Origin of the sequence: Microbacterium sp. BDGP8 (assembly GCF_029991045.1) — a bacterium.
In the GTDB taxonomy this organism is placed as follows: Bacteria; Actinomycetota; Actinomycetes; order Actinomycetales; family Microbacteriaceae; genus Microbacterium; species Microbacterium plantarum.
Map to the genome: position 1 here is coordinate 2,637,536 of NZ_CP120712.1, position 22,399 is coordinate 2,659,934.

Here is a 22,399-nt window from a genome sequence, read left to right on the forward strand (position 1 = left end):
CATGTCCGACACCCGCAGCCGCCTGCGCGGCGGCCGCCGCCGCACCGACGAGGGCCCGCGGGCCCGCCTGTCGCAGCTGCTCCCGTACCTGTTCGAGCACAAGGGCGTGCTGGTGGCGGTCGCGGTACTCAGCATCGTCGAGGCGGTGGCCACGCTCGGCCAGCCGCTCGTCGTCGGGCAGGTCATCGAGCGTGTGCAGGTGGGTGACACCCTCGGCATCCTCGTGTGGGCGCTCGTGATCCTCGTCGTCGTCTCGTCGGCCATCGGCGCTTTCCAGCACTATCTGCTCCAGCGCACCGGCACGGCGGTGGTGTTCTCCAGCCGCCGCCGGCTCATCGCACGCCTGCTCCGACTGCCGATCTCGGAGTTCGACGCCCGACGCACCGGCGACCTGGTCTCGCGCGTGGGCACCGACACGACCCTGCTCTACGCCGTGCTCACCCAGGGGCTGGCCGACTCGGTCGGCAACGCGCTCATCTTCGTCGGCGCGATCGTCGCGATGCTCTTCATCGACCCGCTGCTGCTGCTGCTCATCGTCATCGTGATCGGAGCCTCGGTCGCCGTCGTCGTGGGTCTCAGCACCCGCATCCGTCGCGCCACGCGCGAACAGCAGGAACGGGTCGGCGAGCTGGCCTCGGGTGTCGAGCGGGCGATCGGATCGATCCGCACGATCCGCGCCGCCGGAGCGACCGAGCGCGAGGAGGCCGCCGTCACGGGGGCCGCACGCCAGGCTTATGACGCGGGCGTGCGCGTCGCGAAGGCGTCGGCCCTCGTCGTGCCCGTCGCGGGCGTCGCGCTGCAGCTGTCACTGCTCGTCGTGCTCGGCGTCGGCGGATACCGCGTCGCCTCGGGCGCCATCTCGATCGCGAGCCTCGTGACGTTCGTGATGTTCCTGTTCTTCCTCGTGCAGCCGCTCGCGTCGTTCCTCGGGGCGATCACCTCCGTCAATCAGGCGCTCGGCGCGCTCGGCCGCATCCAGGAGGTGCTCGACCTGCCCACGGAGGAATCGGCCGATCCGGATGCTGCAGCCACCGTAGCCGTCTCGGGCGACAGCGATGTCGCGATCGAGTTCCGAGACGTGCACTTCCGATACCCCGAGGCCGTCGTCGCCGCCCGGCGCTCGGCATCCGACGAAGCGTTGCGCACCCTCGCGGACGCACGCGTCGACACCTCGGCGGTCGCTGCGGTCACGGCCGATGAGACGGGTTCGCCGGCGAACGGCGCAGACGCCGCCGCCTCGTCCGCAGCGACAGCCGGAGCGACCGCCGTCCCCGAGGGCGAGGTGCTCCGCGGCGTGAGCTTCCGCGTTCCCCGCGGTGCGCGCGTGGCCCTCGTCGGTCCCTCGGGTGCGGGCAAGTCGACGACCCTCGCCCTGATCGAGCGGTTCTACGACGTCACCGGCGGAGCGGTGCTCGTCGGGGGTGACGACATCCGGTCCCTCCCCCGGGCCGAGCTGCGCGCGCAGCTCGGCTACGTCGAGCAGGACGCCCCCACCCTCGCCGGCACGATCGCCGACAACCTGCGCCTCGCCTCGCCCGGGGCTACGGACGCGGAGTGCGAGCGTGTGCTGCGCGCCGTCAACCTCGGCGATGTGCTCGAGCGCAGCGAGCTCGGTCTTCAGGCGCCCGTCGGCGAGGCGGGCGTCATGCTCTCGGGCGGCGAGCGTCAGCGCCTCGCGATCGCCCGCGCGCTGCTCGCTGCGCCCCCGATCCTGCTGCTGGACGAGTCGACGTCCTCGCTCGACGGACTCAACGAACAGCGGATGCGCGAGGCGATCGACGCCGTCGCGACGGGCCGCACCCTCGTGGTCATCGCGCACCGGCTCTCGACCGTCGTCGACAGCGACGTCATCGTGGTGCTCGACCACGGCCGGGTCGTCGGCCAGGGCACGCACTCCGAGCTCGTCGCCACGGTCCCGCTGTACCGCGACCTCGCGAAGCACCAGCTCTTGGTCTGACGCCGAGAACGCACCATCGCCGCGAACGCGCACCCTTTCCGGTGCGTTCTCGCGGCGACGGTGTGTTCTCGTGGCGGGCCGGGGTCAGGCCCGGTGGCCGAGGCGGTAGCGCAGGGCCTCGAGCTCGGCACGCAGGGCCGCGGGCAGCCGGTCACCGAAGGTGTCGTAGAACTCCTCGGTGAGGTCGGCCTCGCGCAGCCACGAGTCCGTGTCGACCGCGAACAGCTCATCGAGATCGCGCTGCGACACCTCGATGCCGTCGAGGTTGAGGTCCTCGGCGCGCGGGAGTCGTCCGATCGGGCTGTCGACCGCGTCGACCTCGCCATTCAGGCGCCGCACGATCCAGTCGATGACGCGCGAGTTGTCGCCGAACCCGGGCCACAGGAAGCGCCCGTCGCTGCCCTTGCGGAACCAGTTCACCTGGAAGACGCGGGGGGCCCGGTCGAACCGCAGCTTCTGCCCGACCTTCAGCCAGTGGGCGAAGTAGTCGCCCATGTTGTAGCCGCAGAACGGCAGCATGGCGAAGGGGTCGCGGCGCAGTTCCCCGAGCGTCCCCTCGGCCGCCGCCGTGCGCTCCGACGAGATGTTCGAGCCGATGAAGACGCCGTGCGTCCAGTCGGTCGCCTCGACGACGAGGGGGACGTTCGTCGCCCGGCGACCACCGAAGAGGATGGCGTCGAGTGGCACGCCCTCGGCGGCATCCCAATCCGACGCGATCTGCGGGCACTGAGCGGCGCTGACGGTGAAGCGCGAGTTGGGGTGCGCGGCCGGCCGACCCGAGTCGGGGGTCCAGGGCTTGCCCTCCCAGTCGATGAGCTCGGCGGGCGCCTCATCCGTGAGGCCCTCCCACCAGACGTCGCCGTCGGGACGCAGCGCCACGTTCGTGAAGATCGTGTTGCCCCACAGCGTCTCGACCGCCGTGACGTTGGTCGACTCGCCGGTGCCCGGCGCGACGCCGAAGAACCCGGCCTCGGGGTTGATCGCCCACAGCCGCCCGTCGGATCCCGGACGCAGCCACGCGATGTCGTCGCCGAGGGTCTCGACGCGCCAGCCCGGGATGGTCGGGCGCAGCATGGCGAGGTTCGTCTTGCCGCAGGCCGAGGGGAACGCCGCGGCCACGTGGTACGCCTTGCCGGCCGGGTCGATGACCCGGATGAGCAGCATGTGCTCGGCGAGCCAGCCCTCGTCACGGCCGATCACCGACGCGATGCGCAGCGCGAAGCACTTCTTGGCGAGGATGGCGTTGCCGCCGTAGCCCGACCCGAACGACCAGACCTCAAGGGTGTCGGGGAAGTGGACGATGTACTTCTCGTCGTTGCACGGCCACGCGACATCCGCCTCGCCGGGCGCCAGCGGCGCGCCGACCGAGTGGACGGTCTTGACCCAGGGCTTGCCGGCGGCGATCTCGTCGAGCACGGCCGCCCCGACGCGGGTCATGATGCCGATCGACGCCACCGCGTAGGCGCTGTCGGTGACCTGCACGCCGATGTGCGAGAGCGGGCCGCCGACCGCTCCCATCGAGAACGGCACGACGTACATCGTGCGCCCGCGCATCGAACCCGCGAACAGGGGCGTGATGGTCGCCCGGATGTCGTCGGGTGCGACCCAGTTGTTGGTGGGGCCGGCATCCTCCTCGCGCTCGGACGCGATGAAGGTCCGCGCCTCGGTGCGGGCGACGTCGCTGGGGTGCGAGCGCGCGAGGTACGACCCGGGCCGCCACTCGGGGTTGAGCTTGATGAGCTTGCCCTCGTCGACCATCTCGCGCAGCAGCGCGTCGTTCTCGGCCGCCGACCCGTCGACCCAGTGGACCCGATCGGGCTGCGTGAGCGCGGCGATCTCGTCGACCCAGGCGACGAGATCGCCGAGAGGACCGGATGCCGCCGACGGCCGGGCGCCGAGGTCGGGCCGCGCGCGGCGGGGAGCGGCGCCCGCTGCGGTTGTGCCGGTGACGGCGGGGCGGGTGAAGAGGTCGGCGATGGCCATGTCGGTCTCCTACGTCGGCGGCGAGATCGGTGATACCTGACGATTCCAACGCATGAATACCCCGTCTTGCTGCGTTCAATGCCTTCAAGAAACCCGATTCTTTCCCTATGATCAAGGAATGGCCGCATCCGGAATCGAACTCGCGACCCTCGGGCACCGCATCCGCCACCACCGCGTCGCCCGCGGGCTGACACTCGACGAGCTCGGCGCTCAGGTCGGCGTCGCCGGCAGCCAGCTGAGTCTGATCGAGAACGGACGACGCGAGCCGAAGCTCTCGCTGCTGCAGGCGATCGCGTCGGCGACCGGCACCGACGTGACCGACCTCCTCTCCCCGGAGCCCCCGAACCGCCGGGCCGCCCTCGAGCTCGAGCTGGAGCGGGCGCAGGCCAGTTCCGTCTTCCGGCGACTCGGCATCGCACCGGTGCGCGCGGGCAAGACGATGAGCGACGACACGCTCGAGTCGATCCTCGGACTGCATCGCGAACTGCAGCGCCGCGAGCGCGAGGCGATCGCGACCCCAGAGGAAGCCCGGCGCGCGAACACGGAGCTGCGCCTGCGGATGCGCGAGGTCGCGAACTACCTCCCTGACATCGAGCGCCTCGCCGAGAAGCAGCTCAAGGCGGCCGGACACACCTCGGGTGCGCTGACGCACCGCACCGTGAGCATCATGGCCGAGCAGCTGGGGTTCGAGCTGCTCTACGTCGCCGACCTCCCGCACTCCGCCCGCTCGGTCACCGACCTCGAGAACGGGCGCATCTACCTTCCGCCGGCCTCGATCCCGGGCGGTCACGGCCTGCGGTCGATGGCGCTGCAGGCGATGGCGCACCGCTTGCTCGGCCACACTCCCCCGAGCGACTACGCCGACTTCCTGCAGCAGCGCCTCGAGATCAACTACTACGCCGCGTGCTGCCTCATGCCCGAGACGGCCTCGGTCGCGTTCCTGTCGCAGGCGAAGAAGGACCGCAACCTCGCGGTCGAGGACTTCCGCGACGCGTTCGGGGTGACGCACGAGGCAGCCGGGATGCGCATGACGAACCTCATGACCCGGCATCTCGGCATCCCGCTGCACTTCCTGCGCGTGGATGGCGCGGGGGCCATCACGCGGGTCTACGAGAACGACGGCCTGCCGCTGCCGATGGACGTCACCGGCAGCGTGGAGGGCCAGGTCGTGTGCCGGGCCTTCTCGGCGCGGTCGGCGTTCGAGGAGCAGAACCGCACGGTCGAGCACTACCAGTACACCGACACCCCGGGCGGGACGTTCTGGTGCTCGAGCCAGACCGGGACCACCGCCGAGGGCGAGTTCTCGATCACCGTCGGCGTGCCGTTCGACGACGCCCGCTGGTTCCGCGGCCGCGAGACGCAGAAGCGGGCGACATCCACGTGCCCCGACGAGTCATGCTGCCGGCGGCCCGACCCCGACCTGACGTTGCGATGGGAGGGCAAGGCCTGGCCGAGCGCCCGCGTGCACATGCAGATGTTCTCGCCGCTGCCGCGCGGCAACTTCCCCGGTGTCGACGACGGCGAGGTCTACGCCTTCCTCGACCGCCACGCCGCCGGCTGACTCGCGGCCGGCGCGCCATAACTCCTCAGATTCACGCCGTCGGCAGGCCGGAATCACGAGCTCGCGCGGGTGCGGACGTATGGCCGCCGCGGGTGTGAGGAGTTAGCGCACCGCCACGCGGGAGCTCAGCCGGCGAGGAAGCGTGAGACCCGGGCGAGCGACGCCTCGATGGCGGATGCTGCGACCGCCGGGTCTGTCACGAGCGCGGGCTCAGGTGGCAGATGGTGCCGCCCGGCGGCGACGGAGTGGCGCCACGTGCCGATCACCTGTCCCCGGGAGACCAGGATCGGCGCGACTTGACCGTTCAGGGTGGGGCCGATCCGAGCCGCGAGGTCGGGGGCGCAGACGGTCGTCCGGTCGGCGTAGGAGAGGAAGTACTCGTCGAAGGCGGGGAGGGCGACGACATCCCCGCTGTCGCGCTCCGGGTCTACCCCGGCAACGGATGCCGGCACGCCGGGCCCCGCGCCCGGTGCCGCGAACAGACCGGCCTCGATCTCGACCACGCGGTCGCCGGCCGCCTCGGCCGCACGTCGTGCCATTCCGATCGGCAGCCCCGCCCACCAGCGGAAGTCCTCGACGCGGGCCGGTCCGTGCGAGCGGATGTAGCCGGCGAACATCTCGGCCAGCGGATCATCGGGCACCCGTCCGGACGGCAACTCGTCCACGGCGACCAAGAACTGGTCGCGGGTCGGTCCACCCTCGCGCGGCACCACCGGGCCGAAAGCGAGCACACCGCGGACGGCGAGCGCCGAGAGGATGTGGTTGCCGCGCGAGCGCTCGGTCCCGATGCCGGCACCGCGCAGGAGGTCGGCGAACTCGTCGCGCGTGAGCCGGTTCCCGCCGCGCAGTGCCTGTCGGGCGGCACGCTCAGCCGTCGCCAGCACCGCCTCGTCGATCGCGAGCCCGCGCAGGATGCCCGCCGCGGCACGCTGTTGCCGGTCGGCGGTCACCGCAAGCATCCCGGCGAGGTCGACCGAGCGCACGATGTGCAGGGTGCCGCGTTGGGTCCATGAGCGCACGAGCGTGCCGTCCTCGAACGCGGCATCCACCTCGCTCAACGAAGGGTCGCCGGCAGTACGGAGGGCCAGCGCCCATCGACCCGACCAGAACTCCTGCGCCTGCACGGCGAGCATGTGAGCCCCGGCCTCGCCGAGTGACGACGCGGGTTCGCTCAGCTGGTGCGAGCGCAGCCGCTGCGTCGTGATCACCCCCGCTCCCCTGCACCCTCCCCCACCGCCGTCGTCTCGCACGCCGCCGATCCTGCCCGACCCCACCCCCGCGGGTCCACCCCTGCGAGGTCCCACTTGGGCCGGGTGTGAGCCGCGCTTACCCGGCCCAAGTGGGACCTCGCGGGGTTCGGGCCCGCAGCCGGGCCTGCAGGGAGGCCGCGTAACACGACGACCCGCGCGCGCCGCGGCATCCCGGCCGGGTGAGAATGGATGCAGCCGCCGGTGACAGCACGCCGATGCGCGGCATCCGCACCCGGAGGTTCCCCGATGTCCCGCTCTCTCGTCCGCGCCGCCTCGATCGGCGTCGCCGCTCTCGCGATCGTCCTCGCCGGCTGCTCGTCCTCGCCCGCGCCCGCCGCATCGGGCGATGCCCCGTCGGGACCCGCTGCCGAGGACTACGTCACCCCCGGCAAGCTCACCTTCGCCACGGGCGAGACGGCCTACGAGCCGTACTTCGTCGACGACGACCCCGAGTCGGGCGAGGGGTTCGAGGCCGCCGTCGCCTACGCCGTCGCCGACAAGCTCGGGTTCGCACCGGACGACGTCGTGTGGGTGCGCACGAGCTTCGAGGCCGCGATCGCGCCGGGTCCGAAGAGCTTCGACATCAACGTCCAGCAGTACACGATCACCGACGAGCGCAAGCAGGGCGTCGACTTCTCCTCGCCCTACTACTCCGCGAGCCAGTCGATCGTCGCGATCCGGGGCGGCGCGGCCGACGGCGTCTCCGACATCGCAGGGCTGACCGACCTCACGATCGGCGCGATGGCCAACTCCACGAGCGCGCAGACCCTCGCAGAGGTCGCGCCCGACGCCGAGGCTCGCCTGTACAACTCGAACGAGGATGCCGTGGCCGCGCTCGGCGCGGGACAGATCGATGCGATCGTGCTCGACACCCCCACCGCCTACCTCGCGGTCAACTTCTACATCGAGAACTCGTTCTTCGTCGGCGAGCTGCCGAAGGCGGGCATCGAGGACGAATGGGGCCTGCTGCTCGCGAAGAACTCGCCGCTCACCCCCGCCGTGACGGCCGCCGTCGACGAGCTGCGCGAGGACGGCACCCTCGCCGAGCTCGAGCAGAAGTGGCTCTCGGGACTCACGGAGGGCGTGACGCTCCTCCAGTGAGGGCGCGCTAGCGTCTATCCGTGACCACCTCCGTCCCGAGCGCGCTCGAACTCGAGCGCCGAGCGTATCGGCGCGGCCGCGAGCGCCGGTCGGTCCTGATCGCCGTCGCTTCGACACTCGCCTTCGCCGCGGTCGTCTGGGTGACCGTGATCAACACGGAGGGCTGGGCGACCGTCCAGCGGAGCTTCTTCGACCCCGCCGTCGCGCTGCAGGCCCTCCCCGAGGTGTGGCAGGGCTTCCTCGTGAACCTGCAGGTGCTCGCCATCTCGGTCTTCACGGTCGCCGCGGTGGCGCTGGTACTGGCGCTGCTGCGGACCCTGCGCGGACCGGTGTTCTTCCCGCTCCGGCTGATCGCCGCGGCCTACACCGACCTCTTCCGCGGTCTGCCCTTCGTCATCGTGCTCTATCTGATCGGATTCGGGCTGCCGACGATCCTGAACACCCGCATCGATCCGGTGCTTCTGGGAGTCCTCGCCATCACGCTGACGTACTCCGCCTACGTCGCGGAGGTCGTGCGGGCGGGCATCGAGTCGGTGCATCCGTCGCAGCGTCTCGCCGCCCGCGCGCTCGGGCTCAGCTACCCGCAGACCCTCGTGCGGGTCGTGCTGCCGCAGGCGCTGCGCAAGATGACCCCGCCGCTCATGAACGATTTCATCTCCATGCAGAAGGATGTCGGACTGATCTCGATCCTCGCGGCGTTCGACGCGATCGCCGAGGCGCGGGGCGTGGTCGCGACGACCTACAACTTCACCCCGTACGTCGTGGCAGGCGTGCTGTTCGTGCTGCTCGCGATCCCGACGATCCGACTGACGGACTGGTACACCGCGAGGCTCCGACGCCGCGAGCAGACGGGATCGATCCTGTGAGCTGGAACCGACCCGGCACCGCGCCCGACACCGAGCCCGGCAGCGTTGCCGACGTGCTGCACGCCCGCGGCATCCGCAAGTCGTTCGGCGACAAAGAGGTGCTGCGCGGCGTCGATGTGTCGCTCGCCCGGAACGAGGTCGTCGCCCTCATCGGCGCAAGCGGTTCGGGCAAGTCGACGCTGCTGCGCTGCCTCGGGCTGCTGGAGCCGATCGACGACGGGCAGATCCTCCTCGCCGGCGCGGACATCTCCGACCCCCGGGTCGACGCGAACGCGGTGCGCGCGCGGCTGGGAGCGGTGTTCCAGAGCTACAACCTCTTCCCCCACCTGTCCGTGCTCGACAACGTGACCCTCGCCTCGCGGGTCGTGCACCGCGTGCCCCGGCGCGAGGCGGAGGCGCGTGCGCGGGACCTGCTCGCGCGCATCGGGCTCGCCGACAAGGCCGGGGAGCACCCCGACCGGCTCTCGGGCGGTCAGCAGCAGCGGGCGGCGATCATCCGCGCGATCGCCACCGATCCCGAGGTGCTGCTGCTCGACGAGATCACCTCGGCGCTCGACCCCGAGCTCGTCGGCGAGGTGCTCGAGCTCGTCCGCGACCTCGCGGTGTCCGGCTCGACGATCCTCATGGCGACGCACGAGATGGCGTTCGCGCGGGATGTCGCCGACCGCGTCGTCTTCCTCGACCAGGGCGTCATCGTCGAGGAGGGCGCGCCGTCGGAGGTGTTCGGCGCTCCCCGCGAGCCCCGGACCCGCGCCTTCCTCTCCCGCTTCCTCTGAGCTCCCGTCGACTCGCCAGAGAACGCGGATCCGGGCGGGCCGGCATCCGCACTTTCTGGCGAGTCGACGGGTGGAGGAAGCAGGGTCAGGCGGTCGCGCGCTCGGCGGCCTCGACGACGTTGGTCATCAGCAGGGCGACCGTCATCGGGCCGACGCCGCCCGGGTTGGGCGAGAGGAAGCCCGCGACCTCGGCGACATCCGGCGCGATGTCTCCGTAGACCTTCGACTTGCCGGTCTCGGGATCGTTCTCGCGGGTCACGCCCACGTCGAGGACGGCGGCGCCTGGCTTGACGTCCGCGGCGGTGACGAGGTGCTTCACGCCCGCGGCACCCACGATGACGTCGGCCTCGCGCAGGTGCGCGCCGAGGTCGGCGGTGCCGGTGTGAGTCAGGGTCACCGTGGCGTTGATCTCGCGGCGGGTCAGCAGCAGACCGATGGACCGGCCGATCGTGACACCGCGCCCGACGACGACGACGTTCTTGCCCGCGAGGTCGTATCCGTTGCGCTGCAGCAGCTCGATGACGGCACGCGGCGTGCACGGCAGCGGCGTCGTGATGGGGTCGTTGACATTGAGCACGAGACGCCCGAGGTTGACGGGGTGCAGGCCATCGGCATCCTTCGCGGGATCGATGCGCTCGAGAACCCGGTCGGTGTCGAGGTGCTTGGGCAGCGGCAGCTGCACGATGTAGCCGTGGCACGTCGGGTCGGCGTTGAGGCGGTCGATAACCTCCTCGACCTCCGCCTGCGTCGACTCGGCCGGCAGCTCGATCTGGATCGAGTTCATGCCGATCGCCTCGGACTCGCGGTGCTTCATCCCGACGTACAGCTGGGATGCCGGGTCGGCCCCGACGAGCACCGTCGCGATGCCCGGGGTGACTCCGCGGGCCTTCAGCGCGGCGACGCGGTCGGCCAGTTCGGTCTTGATGGCAGCGGCGGTGGCCCGCCCGTCGAGCTTCTGCGCGGTCATGTCGTTCTCCGTTCGAGAGGGTCGCGGTCGCCGGGGCGCGGTCGCCGAGAACATACGCTCCGGGCGAGAACGTACCGTGCGGGGTGCGTTCTCGCGGGGAGGGTGCGTTCTCGGCGACCGGCCGGCGACCGGCGACGCCGGGTTACTGCTGCAGGCCGGGGTACAGCGGGAAGGCGTCGGCGAGCGTCGCCACGCGAGCACGCAGGGCCTCGAGTTCAGCGCCGGGCTGCAGCGCGAGCGCGATGATGTCGGCGACCTCGGTGAACTCGGCGTCGCCGAAGCCGCGGGTCGCGAGAGCCGGCGTTCCGATGCGCAGGCCCGAGGTGACCATCGGCGGGCGCGGGTCGTTGGGCACCGCGTTGCGGTTGACGGTGATGTGGATCTCGTGCAGCAGGTCTTCGGCCTGCTTGCCGTCGATCGCGGCGTCGCGCAGGTCGACGAGCACGAGGTGCACGTCGGTGCCGCCCGAGCGGACGGCGATGCCGGCATCCGCGACATCCTGCTGCGTCAGACGGTCGGCTATGATCGCCGCGCCGCGCACGGTGCGCTCCTGGCGCTCCTTGAACTCCGGCGTCGCTGCGAGCTTGAACGCCGTCGCCTTCGCCGCGATGACGTGCATGAGCGGGCCGCCCTGCTGGCCCGGGAAGACGGCGGTGTTGATCTTCTTCGCCAGGTCGACGTCGTTGGTGAGGATGATGCCCGAGCGGGGGCCGCCGATGGTCTTGTGCACCGTCGACGAGACGACGTGGGCGTGCGGCACCGGCGACGGGTGCACACCGGCGGCGACGAGACCGGCGAAGTGCGCCATGTCGACCCAGAGGTACGCGCCGACCTCGTCCGCGATCGCACGGAAGGCGGCGAAGTCGAGCTGGCGGGGGTAGGCCGACCAGCCGGCGATGATCACCTTCGGCTTGTGCTCGAGGGCGAGGCGACGGACCTCGTCCATGTCGATCAGCGAGGTGTCGGGGTTCACGCCGTAGGCGACGATGTCGTAGAGCCGGCCCGAGAAGTTGATCTTCATGCCGTGCGTGAGGTGGCCGCCGTGGTCGAGCGAGAGGCCGAGGAGCGTGTCACCGGGGCGCGCGATCGCGTGCAGGACGGCGGCGTTGGCCGTCGCGCCCGAGTGGGGCTGGACGTTGGCGAACTCGGCGCCGAAGAGCGACTTCGCGCGCGAGATCGCCAGCTCTTCGGCGACGTCGACCTCTTCGCAGCCGCCGTAGTAGCGGCGTCCGGGGTAGCCCTCGGCGTACTTGTTGGTGAGCACCGAGCCCTGCGACTGCAGCACCGAGACGGGCACGAAGTTCTCGGAAGCGATCATCTCGAGGTAGCCGCGCTGGCGGTCGAGCTCGCGCTCGAGCACCTGCGCGATCTCGGGGTCGACCTCCGCGAGCGGGGCGTTGAAGTACGAATCGGTCATGACGATCTCCTGACGACGGCTTTCACGAGCAGAGAAGTTCCACATCGGCCCAGGCGTGCGGTCGAATGCCGTGTCGGTCGCTCCCCGGTGGTGGCCCACCTCAACGCCAGTCGCGACGCGTCCGAGCATAACGGATGCCGCACTGATACGCTGGCTCAAAGTTTGTTAGGCACCCTTACAGATAGGGGCGCGCTGATGTCGCTGCCGCTGGTCCCGTTGCCCGCCTCGGTCACGCCCGCGAAGGGGGTGGCGTTCACCCTGACGGACACCGTCGCGGTGACGGGAGACCCGGATGCCGCGGGCGTCCTGCACCGGCTCGTCCTGACCCGGACCGGCGTGCACCTCACCGCGGCCGCCGGCACCGCGGAGCCCGACAGCACCGCGGAGCCTGACAGCGCCGCGGAGCCCGACAGCGCCGCGGAGCTCGACGGCGCCGCCATCGACGTCACCGTCGACGGGGACGGGCCGCCCGAGTCGTACCGGCTGTCGGTCGACCACCGCCGCATCTCGATCCGGGGCGCCGACTCCGCGGGCCTCTTCTACGGCGTGCAGACTCTCGGCCAGCTGATCACCCGCTCCTCCGACGGCTGGGTGATTCCGGGGGTCGACATCGACGACGCCCCCCGCTTCGGGTATCGCGGCGTGATGCTCGATGTCGCCCGCCACTTCCACGACGTTGCGACCGTCACCGCCTACCTCGAGCGGGCGGCGAGCCTCAAGTTCAACGTCCTGCACCTGCACCTCAGCGACGACCAGGGATGGCGGCTCGCGCTGACCCGCCGCCCGGAGCTCACCGCCCGTGCGGCGGCGAGCGCGGTGGGCGGCGGTGCCGGCGGCTTCTTCACGGCCGACGACTACCGCGCGATCATCGCCCATGCCGCGGCGAACCACATGACCGTCGTGCCCGAGTTCGACATGCCCGGCCACACCCACGCCGTCGGGCTCGCCTACCTCGAGGTCGCCGCGCCACCGGCGCTGGCCGGGTGGGATGCCGCGGGCGGCCCCGCTCCCGTCGCCGGCGAGGCGTACACGGGCATGGGCGTCGGCTTCTCGTCGCTGCGCATCGGCGCACCCGAGACCGATGCCTTCGTCGACGACGTCCTGACGGAGCTGGCGGAGCTGACCCCCGGCCCCTACCTGCACTTCGGCGGTGACGAGGCGCACGGCACCCCGGCGGAGGACTTCGCGGCCTTCGTGGCCCGCACCTCGCGGGTCATCGCCGACCTCGGCAAGACGCCGATCGCCTGGCACGAGGCCGGCGCCGCCGCGGATCTCGCGCCCGGCACGATCGGCCAGTACTGGGGCCTCGTCTCGCCGACCGACGGTGCCGACGAACGTGCGCGGGCCTTCGTCGCGCGCGGCGGCCGCGTCATCCTCTCGCCCGCCGACGCCGTGTACCTCGACATGAAACCGACGGCCGATGCTCCCCTCGGCCTGACCTGGGCGAACGGTCCGACGAGCCTCGAACGGGCCTACTCGTGGGAGCCCGGCGAGGTCGTGTCCGGCATCTCGGAAGACGACATCCTCGGGGTCGAAGCGCCGCTGTGGACCGAGACCGTCCGCGACCTGGACGACATCGATGCACTCACCTTCCCTCGCATCGCGGCGGCCGCTGAAGCCGCCTGGTCGGCTGCGACCGGCAGCGCAGACAACCGCACGTGGGAGTCCTTCCGCGAACGCGTCGGCGCGCTCGGACCGCTGTGGACGACCCTCGGCATCCGCTTCCCCGCTTCCCCGGAGGTCGCATGGACGGTCTGAACCGCGTCATCCATTCCGTTCGGCTCGTCGACGGGGGCCGCGAGATGCCCGACTCCTGGCTCGTCGTGCGCGACGGGCGGGTCGCCGCGCAGGGCACCGGCGGCGCGTGGCGCGATGCCGTCGCCGAAGAACCGGTCGACGAGGTCGTCGATGCCACCGATGCCGCCGGCCCCGGCGCGATCCTCACTCCCGGCTTCATCGACATCCACGGCCACGGCGGCGGCGGCGCGGCATACGACGACGGTGCCGAGGCGATCCGCACCGCGCGCGCGCTGCACCGGGCGCACGGCACGACCCGAGCGGTCATCTCGCTCGTCACGGCATCCGTCGACGACCTCGTCCGACGGGTCGCCGCCATCGCCGACCTCGCCGAGACGGATGCCACGGTGCTCGGCTCGCACCTCGAGGGGCCGTTCCTCGATCCCGGACACCACGGCGCCCACGATCCGGATCTGCTGATCGGACCCGCCGCCGACGCCGTGGCGCGGCTGCTCGAGGCCGGCCGCGGCACCGTCCGCCAGGTCACGATCGCTCCGGAGCTGCCGGGCGCCCTCACCGCGATCGAGCGCATCGTCGCCGCGGGCGCGGCCGCCGCCGTCGGTCACACCGACGCCGACGCCGAGACCGCTCGACGGGCCTTCGACGCCGGCGCCACGATCCTCACCCACGCCTTCAACGCCATGCCGGGCCTCCACCACCGTGAGCCCGGTCCGATCGGCGCGGCCACCGCCGACCCACGCGTCACGCTCGAGGTCATCGCCGACGGCGTGCACCTCGCCCCCGAGGTGGTGCGGATCGCCTTCGCCGCCGCACCGGGGCGCATCGCGCTCGTCACCGACGCGATGGCGGCCGCCGGATCGGCCGACGGAGACTACGTGCTCGGGGCGCTCGCGGTGCGCGTCGAGAACTCCGTGGCGCGGCTCGCCGACGACACGATCGCCGGATCCACCCTGACGCAGGATGCCGCGCTGCGGACGGCCGTCGCCGCGGGCGTGGCGCTGCCGACAGCTGTGACGGCGCTGACGGCTACTCCGGCCCGCGCGATCGGACGTCCCGACCTCGGCAGGCTCGAGATCGGGAGCCCGGCCGATGCCGTCCTGCTCGACGCCGACCTGCGCGTCCGCCGCGTCTGGACCGGGCGCGCGTGACCCGTTCGCCCGAGGTCCCTCCCGAGGTCGGCGACGTGAGGCCGGCGCCTAGAATCGGAGGCATGTCCGAACTGCCGAACGTCCGTCCCGCCACCCCCGAGGCGCCGCAGCAGGCGGCCGGCACGCGACGGGCTCTCTCGGCGATCGACCTCCTCGCCTTCGCCTGCCAGCTCTTCGCCTTCGTCACCTTCGCGATCTGGGGCTTCGCGGCGTGGGACTTCCCCCTCAACCTGGTCTTCGGCATCGGCGCTCCGGTCGCCGCGATCCTCCTGTGGGCCCTGTTCGTCTCGCCGCGTGCCGTGCTCATGGTGCACCCGTTCGTGCGCGCCCTCGTCGAGCTGTTCGTCTACGCCTCGGCCACCATCGCGTGGTGGAGCATGGACCAGGCCTGGGTCGGTCTCGTCTTCGGGGTCATCGCGGTGACCTGCGGTGTGATCGCCGGTCGCCGGCGCCTGTCATGACCGCTCCCGACGTCGTCGCCCGGCTCGTCGCCGAGCTCGGCGACCGCGTCGACGTCTCGGATGCCGGTCGGGCCGCCGCTCGGGCGGACAAGTCGGGCCAGGCGGCATCCGGATCGCCCCTCGCCGTCGTTCACGCCCGCACCGTCGAGGACGTCCAGGCGACGATGCGCATCGCCTCCGCGACCGGCACCCCGGTCGTGCCGCGGGGCGCCGGCACCGGCCTCGCGGGCGGCGCCAACACGGGCGCGGGTGAGATCGGGCTCTCGCTGCGTTCGATGGACCGCATCCTCGAGGTCCGCCCCGACGACCTCATCGCCGTCGTCGAGCCCGGCATCCTCAACGGGCAGCTGAACACGGCGCTCGCGGAGCACGGCCTCTGGTGGGCGCCCGATCCCGCGAGCCGCGACATCTCGACCGTCGGCGGCAACATCGCCACCGGCGCGGGCGGCCTGCTCTGCGCGAAGTACGGGGTGGTGCGAGACGCGGTCCTCGGCCTCGATCTCGTGCTGGCAGACGGTCGCCTGATGCGTCTCGGACATCGCACCGTCAAAGGCGTGACCGGCCTCGACCTGACCTCGCTCGTCATCGGGTCGGAGGGCATCCTGGGCGTCGTCGTCGCGGCGACGCTGAAGCTCCGCCGCCTCGTCCCCGGCCAGGCCCGGACGATCGCCGCGACGTTCTCCGATGTGCGTTCCGCCGCGGTCGCGGCATCGGCGGTCACGGCGGCCGGGATCCAGCCGGCGATCATGGAGCTGATGGACGCGACCTCCCTCGCCGCCTCGCACCGCCTGCTCGGGCTTCCCGCCCCCACGCCCGGTGCCTCGCAGCTGACGGTCCAGACCGACGGCCCGGGCGCGACGGCCGAGGCGGAGGCCGTCGTCGCGGTGCTCGCGGCCGCCGGCGGCACCGTGCGCCTTGCCGCCGATGACGCCGAGGCCCAGCAACTGTGGACGGTGCGGCGGTCGATGCATCCCGCGATGGAGACCCTCGGAACCGCGCTCATCGAGGACGTCTCGGTGCCGCGCAGCGCCCTGCCCGCGATGTTCGACGAGATCGCCCGCATCGAGGAGCGCTTCGGTCTGACGATCCCGACCGTGTGCCACGCGGGCGACGGCAACCTGCACCCGAACTTCATCTTCGACGGCGACGAGGTCCCGGAGGTCATCTGGGAGGCGGCGGAAGACCTCTTCCAGTCGGCGCTGCGCCTCGGCGGAACGCTCACCGGCGAGCACGGCGTCGGCGTCCTCAAGCGGCGCTGGCTCGCGGACGAGCTCGGCGACGACCAGTGGGAGCTCCAGCGGCGCATCGCGCGGGTCTTCGACCCCGCCGGCATCCTGAACCCCGGAAAGGTGTTCGCGCCGTGAGCGACTCCGTCCCGGCCGGGGAGGTCCACGTGAGTGCGGCGGTCGTGACCGACGGCGACGGGCGTACCCTGCTCGTCCGGAAGCGCGGCACCGAGCGGTTCATGGCGCCCGGTGGCAAGCCCGAGCCGGGCGAGTCCGCCGGCGCGGCCCTCGTCCGCGAGCTGCACGAGGAGCTCGGCGTCGTCGTGGCCGAGCCCGACCTCGTCTACCTCGGCCGGTTCGAGTCGGATGCCGCGAACGAGCCGGGCTTCCGCGTCGTCGCCGAGGCGTTCGCGATCACGCTCGACCCCGCGTCGGTCAGCGCCGCCGCCGAGATCGCGGAGGCGCGCTGGCTCACCGCTCCCGAAGCCGCGGCGTTGCCGCTCGCACCGCTCAGCACCGAGCACCTGCTTCCGCTCGCCTGGGCCTGAACGGCGGCACCCAGCGCCCCCACGGGCACGTCCCGGGGCGCGAGCTCGACCCGCTCGTCCAACCGCAGCGACCGCAGGAACGGCGACGCGCCGGCGGATGCGGCGAGAGCGGCCCGCACCGGGACGAGCAGCCGATCGGAGAGCGCGGCGACGCCCCCGCCCAAGACGACCACGTCGACGTCGGTCGTGAGCACCAGCAGCCGGACCGCCGCCTCGACGCCGCGCACCACGTCCGCTCTGATGCCGTCGGCGCGCTCGTCTCCCGCATCCGCAGCATCGAAGACCGCGAGCACGGGCAGCGGCGAGGAACCGCCCCAGCGCTCGGCGACGGCTCCCCCGCCGGCGAACGCCTCGATGCATCCGCGCTGTCCGCAGCGGCAACGGGGCCCATTCGGGTCGATGGGGATGTGCCCGACCTCACCGGCCGCGCCGCGCCCGCCGCGGCGCGGGCCCGTCTCGTCGACGATGCCCGCGGCGATGCCGGTTCCGAGGTTCAGGAAAGCGAGCGATCCTCCCCCGGCACGGAGTGCCCGGGCACCCACCGCCGCGTACCGCACGTCGTTGTCGATCACCGGTCGAATGCCGATCCGCGCCGCGACGGCTCCCGCGAGGTCGTACCGGTCGATTCCGAGGTTCAGGGCATGCTCGACGACGCCGCTGCCCGGCAGGATCTGCCCGGGCACGCCCACGCCGACCGCGACGACCGATTCAGCCCCCGCGAGGTCGGCGACGACCGCCGCGACGCCGTCGGCGACGACATCGCCGCCCCACCCGGTCGGCCGACGCAGCCGGGCGATCTCGTTGCCGTCGCCATCCACGGACACGGCGAGGATCTTCGTGCCGCCCACGTCGACACCGATGCGCAGCGTCATCCCTTCACGGCCCCCGACACGAGCCCGCCCGACATCCGCCCCTGCACGATGAGGAAGAAAATCACGACGGGGATCGAGATGAGGGTGGATGCCGCCATCACGGCGCCCCAGTTGGTCGCTGCCGTCGCCGACTGGAACGACAGCAGCCACGGCGGGAGCGTCAGGTTGTAGCCCTTCATGAGCAGCAACGCCATGGTGAACTCGTTCCACGACTGGATGAAGGCGAAGATGCCCGTGGCGACGAGTCCGGGCGCCAGCAGGGGGAACGTCACCTTCCAGAACGCCTGGGTGCGGGTGCACCCGTCGATCATGGCCGCCTCTTCGAGATCGGCCGGAACACCCGCGACGAATCCGCGCAGTGTCCAGATCGTGAAGGGGATGACGGCGGCGACGTAGACGATGCCGAGGCCGACGAGGGTGTTCATCAGGCGCCAGTCGTCGATCATGCCGTAGATCGTGAACATCATCGCCTCGCCCGGGATCATCTGCACGATGAGGACGGCGACGATGAACGAGCGCCGCCCACGGAAGCGGATGCGGGCCACGGCGATCGAGGCGAGGAAGGCCAGCACCAGCGTGATGACGAGCACGCCGACCGTCACCAGGGTCGACGAGAGGAGCCCGTGCACGAAGTCGGTCTGCCCCGGGGCCGCCTCGCGCGTCCATGCCGTGGCGTAGTTGCCGAGCGTGAAGTCGAAGGGGAGGAAGCTCGGGGTGCGGCTGATGATGCTCTCGCCGCGCGTGAACGACATGTTCAGCATCCAGTAGACGGGGAACACCGAGCACACGAACACGACGAGCGCGGCGAGGTTCAGTCCTGCGCGCGAGAGGATGCGGCGGCGCGGCGGTCGTCGCACGGCGAGCGAGCGCGGCCGGGGGCGCTTCGCCCGGCCCACCTCGCCGACGACCTCATCGACCCCGATCGTGCCGAGCTGGGTCGCCGGGGTGACCTGGGTGCTCACAGCTCCTCCTCCTTGAGCGTGGTGCGGATGTATCCCCACGAGAGGGTGAGGAGCAGCACGACCATGAGCACGCCGATCGCGCTCGTGACGCCGAACTCCCCCGGGCCCTGCCGGAAGATGTAGGTGCCGAGCACGTTGGTCTCGGAGATGAGGCCGCCACGCTGCTGCAGCGCGTAGACCTGCGTGAAGATACGGAGGTTCCAGATGACCTGCAGCACCACGACGACCGTCACGACGTTGCGCAGATACGGGAACACGACGAGTCGGAAGCGCTGCCACCCGACCGCGCCGTCGAGGGATGCCGCCTCGAGCACCTCGGCGGGGACCTGCCCCAGCGCCGCGTACAGGGTGAAGGCCGCGAAGGGCACGCCCTGCCAGACCACGATCACCGTCAGGACGAAGAAGAACGACCACGGGTTCGCCAGCCACGAGTGGTTGGTCCAGTCGGTCGAGCCGGTCATCGTGTTCAGCGCCCAGTTGACGATGCCGTACTGCGAGTCGAAGATCCATCCCCAGACCGTGGTCGCCGCCAGCGGCGGCATCGCCCAGGCGAGGAGGAGACCGAGCGAGACGAGGATGCGCCACCCGCGCCGCAGGCGCGTCATGAGCACCGCCACGAGGGCGCCGAGCCCCACGATCAGCACGGTCATGGCCACCATCAGCCCGAGACTGCGGACGAGGACGGCCGGGAAGTCGGACTGCGTGAAGACCTCGAGGTAGTTCTCGAACCCGATGAAGTCGGGAAGCGTGCCCTGCACCTTGTTGCGGATGGCGTAGTCGGTGAACGACTGCACGAGCATCAGTACGGCGGGGTACCCGACCATCACCCCGAGGATGATGAGCGAGGGGCCGAGGAGCGTCAGCGCGCCGACGTTGTCGCGGCGACGCCGAGACCGTTGCCGCGCGGTAGGCGGCGGCCCGTGCTTCGCCCGCGGCTCGGGCCGTCGCGGCGTTCGGGTGAGCACGTTAGTCATCGTGCTGTCCTCTCTGCGGTGTTCGTGGGGCGCGGACTCCCGCGCCCCACGACTCACGACTACTTGTTGAGGATGGCTTCGATCTGACCGTCGAGCTCGGTCGCGATCGCCGTGACGTCGCCGCCCTGCGCGATCTTGACGAGAGCGTCCTTGATCACACCGGAAGACTCGACCTCGGACCAGTTGGGGCTCGCCGGAACGGCCTTCGACGATGCGACGGCCTTCGCCGCCTCGACCGTGATCTCGTCATCGGGCAGGAAGTCGGCGAACGAGGTCAGCGCGGGGATGAGCCCGTTCTCGGCGAGGATCTTCTGGTACCCCTCCGAGAGGATGATCTTGAGTGCGGCCTCGGCCTTGTCGGGAGCGTCCGACTTCGCCGCGATAGCGATGTTCGAGCCTCCGGCGAAGACCGGAGCGACCTCACCGGCGGTCATGCCCGGAAGAGCGAACGCCTTCAGATCGGCGCCGACCGTCTCGGGGCAGCCCGGGGCCTTCGCGTCGTCGGCGGGCGCGAGGATCGACCACTTCACCCACGCCGGAGCCGAGAGGAAGCCGATCTCGCCGGCGCAGAACGGAACCTGCGGATCGGTCTCGTCCGCGTCAGCCGGCGCGGTCGTCGCGTTCTGGTAGACGTCCTGGAGCATCGTCAGACCGGCGATGCCGCCCGAGCTGGAGAAGCCGCCCTTCCAGGTGTCGCCGTCCTGCGTCGCGATCTCGCCGCCGTTCGCCCAGACGTAGGGCAGCGCGTTGTACCAGTCCTTGCCGGGGGCGTAGATGCCCGACTTGGTGGCGGTCGTCGCAGCGATGCCGTCGGCGACGTACTCCTCGAGCGTCGTCGGCACCTCGCCGCTGTACGAAGAGGGCGAGTAGAAGACGATGCGCGACCCCGCGTAGTAGGGAGCGGCGTACAGGCTGCCGTCCGCCGACCCGAGCTCGACGAAGCTCTGCAGCAGTTCGTCGCCGCCGAGGTCCGCCTGGAGGTCGGAGATGTCGAGGAACAGACCCTGATCGATGAAGCCGGGCGACTGCGTGTTGCCGACCTCGACGAGATCGGGCGCGTCGTTCGACGACAGCGCGGCGACGTAGTTGTCCGCGGTGTCGGCCCAGGTCTTCTCCTCGATCGTCAGCGTCCAGCCCTCGTTCTCTGCTTCGAACGTCTTCTTGAGGTAGTCGCGGGCGTCCTGAGGCGTGTCGGTGCCGACCAGCCATACGGTCAGGTCGCCGGTCTCGGCGCTCTGTCCCGCGTCGCCGCTCGCGCAACCGGCGAGCAGCAGGGCGGAGACACCGAGGAGCGACAGTGCTCCGAGGCTCTTCTTCATGGTGATTCCTTCTTCTCTGGTGTCGACGAGTCGGATGGCTCGCCCGGGTGTGGAGCTGGTGGTGCAGGTGGGGCTATGGAGCTGTGGAGCGAAGTCAGGAGACGCCGAGACGCCCTGACAGGACCATGACGGCAGCACCGCGCAGGACGATGTCCTGGCCCTGCTCCGTCATCCGCACCTGCAGCTCGTCGTGGAACGTGGCGAGCGTGCGTGTGCGCACCGTCTCGGCGGCGGCGCTCGCAAGCGTGCCGTCGAGAAGTTCCGCGGGGCCGGAGAGGACGATCTCCGACAGGTCGAGAGCACCCACGATGGGGGCCAGGGCGATGCCGAGACGTTCGCCCGCGTCTCGCAGCAGACCGTCGCGGTCGCTCGCGGCGCCGGCAGCGATACGCGCGGAGAGCGACGGAACCGAGATCCAGGCCTCGAGACATCCCACCTTCCCGCACGCGCAATCGGGGCCGCCGTCGGTGCCCACCGTCACGTGGCCGATCTCGCCGGCGGCCGAGCGCGCGCCGCGCAGCGGTTCGCCACCCGTGAGCAGGCCCGCACCGACACCGCGGCCGACCTTCACGAGGATGATGTCGTCGCCGGCACCGCCGAACGTGTGCTCGGCGAGCACTGCGGCGTTGGCGTCGTTGGCAACGAGCACCGGGGCGCCGACCGCCTCGCTCAGGATGCCGGTGAGGTCGAGGCGATCCCAGCCGAGGCCGGGTGCCGCGAGGACGACTCCGGTGTCATCGACGACACCGGGGGTGCCGACGCCGACGCCGAGCACCGGCGCGTGCGCGTCGTCCACCAGTGTTCGCGCGAGGTGCACGACCGCCGGCAGGATGTCGTCGCGGCCTCGGGGCACGGCGACCTCGTGACGAGCGACGATCTCGCCGTCGAGGGTCATCACCGCACCGAGGAAACGGTCGCTCCCCGAGAGGTCGAGGCCGACGATGCGGTGGCCGTCGCGAGCGAGGTCGACGAGGATCGCGGGCTTGCCCGGTCCGGCGGCCTCGCGGGTGCCTCGCTCACTGACGAAGCCGTCGCCGATGAGCTCGGCGACGAGGTCGGAGATCGTCACCCGGGTCAAGCCGGTCTGGCGAGCGAGGTCAGCACGGCTCATCGCTCCGCCGTGGAAGAGCCGTTCGAGCACGAGCGCGCGGTTATGCGCCCGAGCGTGCTCGGGCAGGATCTTCGCGCCCGGGCGCCGGGTGCGCGTCGTGCGCCGCGGGGCCTCGGTATCGGTGCTCGCCATGTTTGTTAGT

Annotated in this window: 18 protein-coding genes, 1 pseudogene and 1 riboswitch; of the genes and pseudogenes, 10 read left to right on the forward strand and 9 right to left on the reverse strand. The window is 71.3% G+C overall.

What is annotated here, in order from left to right; all coding sequences use genetic code 11:
- Position 1: 1 nt before the first annotated feature.
- The gene (locus P6897_RS12795; protein ID WP_282501403.1) at positions 2-1,957 is read left to right on the forward strand and encodes an ABC transporter ATP-binding protein; all 1,956 of its coding nucleotides are present in this window, start codon (positions 2-4) and stop codon (positions 1,955-1,957) included.
- Positions 1,958-2,041: 84 nt separating this feature from the next.
- Here the strand turns inward: P6897_RS12795 and P6897_RS12800 are convergent, their stop codons facing one another.
- Positions 2,042-3,940 (reverse strand): phosphoenolpyruvate carboxykinase (GTP), encoded by a 1,899-nt coding sequence (locus P6897_RS12800; protein ID WP_282501404.1) that lies wholly within the window; start codon positions 3,938-3,940, stop codon positions 2,042-2,044.
- 118 nt (positions 3,941-4,058) lie between these two features.
- Here P6897_RS12800 and P6897_RS12805 point away from each other — a divergent pair, with 118 nt between their 5' ends.
- Positions 4,059-5,501: an XRE family transcriptional regulator gene (locus P6897_RS12805; RefSeq protein WP_282501405.1), complete on the forward strand. Its 1,443-nt coding sequence runs from the start codon at positions 4,059-4,061 to the stop codon at positions 5,499-5,501.
- 125 nt (positions 5,502-5,626) lie between these two features.
- On the opposite strand, the gene P6897_RS12810 is transcribed toward P6897_RS12805, so the two are convergent.
- Positions 5,627-6,709, reverse strand: a complete 1,083-nt coding sequence (locus tag P6897_RS12810; protein WP_274178936.1) for a winged helix DNA-binding domain-containing protein — start codon at positions 6,707-6,709, stop codon at positions 5,627-5,629.
- A 288-nt stretch (positions 6,710-6,997) separates the two neighbouring features.
- On the opposite strand from P6897_RS12810, the gene P6897_RS12815 reads away from it, so the two are divergent.
- From P6897_RS12815 to P6897_RS12825, 3 genes are read left to right on the forward strand one after another with little or no spacing between them, the layout of a single operon-like run.
- Positions 6,998-7,852, forward strand: a complete 855-nt coding sequence (locus P6897_RS12815) for an ABC transporter substrate-binding protein (RefSeq protein WP_274178937.1) — start codon at positions 6,998-7,000, stop codon at positions 7,850-7,852.
- A gap of 20 nt (positions 7,853-7,872) precedes the next feature.
- Complete coding sequence (locus P6897_RS12820; RefSeq protein ID WP_023955608.1) at positions 7,873-8,718, forward strand: amino acid ABC transporter permease; 846 nt, start codon at positions 7,873-7,875, stop codon at positions 8,716-8,718.
- A 53-nt stretch (positions 8,719-8,771) separates the two neighbouring features.
- Complete coding sequence (locus tag P6897_RS12825) at positions 8,772-9,494, forward strand: amino acid ABC transporter ATP-binding protein (protein ID WP_282502594.1); 723 nt, start codon at positions 8,772-8,774, stop codon at positions 9,492-9,494.
- 85 nt (positions 9,495-9,579) lie between these two features.
- Here P6897_RS12825 and P6897_RS12830 read toward each other — a convergent pair whose 3' ends face one another.
- Both P6897_RS12830 and glyA read right to left on the reverse strand, forming a co-directional pair.
- A complete protein-coding gene (locus tag P6897_RS12830; RefSeq protein WP_282501406.1) occupies positions 9,580-10,461 on the reverse strand; it encodes a bifunctional methylenetetrahydrofolate dehydrogenase/methenyltetrahydrofolate cyclohydrolase in 882 nt (293 codons plus the stop codon).
- 142 nt (positions 10,462-10,603) lie between these two features.
- Entirely contained in the window at positions 10,604-11,878 is a 1,275-nt protein-coding gene (glyA, locus tag P6897_RS12835; RefSeq protein WP_282501407.1) for a serine hydroxymethyltransferase, read from the reverse strand.
- Positions 11,879-11,918: 40 nt separating this feature from the next.
- A riboswitch (ZMP/ZTP riboswitch) is annotated at positions 11,919-12,002 on the reverse strand.
- A 71-nt stretch (positions 12,003-12,073) separates the two neighbouring features.
- On the opposite strand from glyA, the gene P6897_RS12840 reads away from it, so the two are divergent.
- The 5 genes from P6897_RS12840 (at position 12,074) to P6897_RS12860 (ending at position 17,019) form a co-directional block, all read left to right on the forward strand.
- Positions 12,074-13,636, forward strand: coding sequence for a family 20 glycosylhydrolase (locus tag P6897_RS12840; protein ID WP_282501409.1), 1,563 nt, complete (start codon positions 12,074-12,076; stop codon positions 13,634-13,636).
- A complete protein-coding gene (gene nagA / locus P6897_RS12845; protein ID WP_282501410.1) occupies positions 13,624-14,784 on the forward strand; it encodes an N-acetylglucosamine-6-phosphate deacetylase in 1,161 nt (386 codons plus the stop codon). Before P6897_RS12840 ends, nagA begins: the two co-directional genes overlap by 13 nt.
- A 62-nt stretch (positions 14,785-14,846) precedes the next feature.
- On the forward strand, positions 14,847-15,245 hold the full coding sequence (locus P6897_RS12850) for a YrdB family protein (RefSeq protein ID WP_274178943.1): 399 nt from the start codon (positions 14,847-14,849) through the stop codon (positions 15,243-15,245).
- Positions 15,242-16,609 carry an FAD-linked oxidase C-terminal domain-containing protein gene (locus tag P6897_RS12855; protein ID WP_274178944.1) on the forward strand — a complete coding sequence of 456 codons (1,368 nt, stop codon included), beginning with the start codon at positions 15,242-15,244 and terminating at the stop codon, positions 16,607-16,609. The genes P6897_RS12850 and P6897_RS12855 overlap by 4 nt, the downstream gene beginning before the upstream one ends.
- On the forward strand, positions 16,606-17,019 hold the full coding sequence (locus P6897_RS12860) for an NUDIX domain-containing protein (RefSeq protein WP_162815470.1): 414 nt from the start codon (positions 16,606-16,608) through the stop codon (positions 17,017-17,019). The genes P6897_RS12855 and P6897_RS12860 overlap by 4 nt, the downstream gene beginning before the upstream one ends.
- 152 nt (positions 17,020-17,171) lie before the next feature.
- Here P6897_RS12860 and P6897_RS12865 read toward each other — a convergent pair.
- From P6897_RS12865 to P6897_RS12885, 5 genes and pseudogenes are all read right to left on the reverse strand, one after another.
- Positions 17,172-17,891, reverse strand: a pseudogene (locus P6897_RS12865) (ROK family protein); the annotation flags it as partial.
- A complete protein-coding gene (locus P6897_RS12870) occupies positions 17,888-18,853 on the reverse strand; it encodes a carbohydrate ABC transporter permease (RefSeq protein ID WP_282501411.1) in 966 nt (321 codons plus the stop codon). The pseudogene P6897_RS12865 and the gene P6897_RS12870, both read right to left, overlap by 4 nt.
- The gene (locus P6897_RS12875; RefSeq protein WP_274178946.1) at positions 18,850-19,827 is read right to left on the reverse strand and encodes a sugar ABC transporter permease; all 978 of its coding nucleotides are present in this window, start codon (positions 19,825-19,827) and stop codon (positions 18,850-18,852) included. Before P6897_RS12875 ends, P6897_RS12870 begins: the two co-directional genes overlap by 4 nt.
- Before the next feature lie 59 nt (positions 19,828-19,886).
- A complete protein-coding gene (locus tag P6897_RS12880; RefSeq protein WP_274178947.1) occupies positions 19,887-21,146 on the reverse strand; it encodes an extracellular solute-binding protein in 1,260 nt (419 codons plus the stop codon).
- Positions 21,147-21,240: 94 nt separating this feature from the next.
- Positions 21,241-22,389 (reverse strand): ROK family protein, encoded by a 1,149-nt coding sequence (locus P6897_RS12885; protein WP_274178948.1) that lies wholly within the window; start codon positions 22,387-22,389, stop codon positions 21,241-21,243.
- Between the last annotated feature and the right edge of the window lie 10 nt (positions 22,390-22,399).

Coding starts and splice junctions, on each gene's coding strand:
- P6897_RS12795 (WP_282501403.1), top strand. CDS start 2: ATGTCCGACACCCGCAGCCGCCTGCGCGGCGGCCGCCGCCGCACCGAC.
- P6897_RS12800 (WP_282501404.1), bottom strand. CDS start 3,940: ATGGCCATCGCCGACCTCTTCACCCGCCCCGCCGTCACCGGCACAACC.
- P6897_RS12805 (WP_282501405.1), top strand. CDS start 4,059: ATGGCCGCATCCGGAATCGAACTCGCGACCCTCGGGCACCGCATCCGC.
- P6897_RS12815 (WP_274178937.1), top strand. CDS start 6,998: ATGTCCCGCTCTCTCGTCCGCGCCGCCTCGATCGGCGTCGCCGCTCTC.
- P6897_RS12830 (WP_282501406.1), bottom strand. CDS start 10,461: ATGACCGCGCAGAAGCTCGACGGGCGGGCCACCGCCGCTGCCATCAAG.
- glyA (WP_282501407.1), bottom strand. CDS start 11,878: ATGACCGATTCGTACTTCAACGCCCCGCTCGCGGAGGTCGACCCCGAG.
- P6897_RS12840 (WP_282501409.1), top strand. CDS start 12,074: ATGTCGCTGCCGCTGGTCCCGTTGCCCGCCTCGGTCACGCCCGCGAAG.
- nagA (WP_282501410.1), top strand. CDS start 13,624: ATGGACGGTCTGAACCGCGTCATCCATTCCGTTCGGCTCGTCGACGGG.
- P6897_RS12850 (WP_274178943.1), top strand. CDS start 14,847: ATGTCCGAACTGCCGAACGTCCGTCCCGCCACCCCCGAGGCGCCGCAG.
- P6897_RS12855 (WP_274178944.1), top strand. CDS start 15,242: ATGACCGCTCCCGACGTCGTCGCCCGGCTCGTCGCCGAGCTCGGCGAC.
- P6897_RS12875 (WP_274178946.1), bottom strand. CDS start 19,827: ATGACTAACGTGCTCACCCGAACGCCGCGACGGCCCGAGCCGCGGGCG.
- P6897_RS12880 (WP_274178947.1), bottom strand. CDS start 21,146: ATGAAGAAGAGCCTCGGAGCACTGTCGCTCCTCGGTGTCTCCGCCCTG.
- P6897_RS12885 (WP_274178948.1), bottom strand. CDS start 22,389: ATGGCGAGCACCGATACCGAGGCCCCGCGGCGCACGACGCGCACCCGG.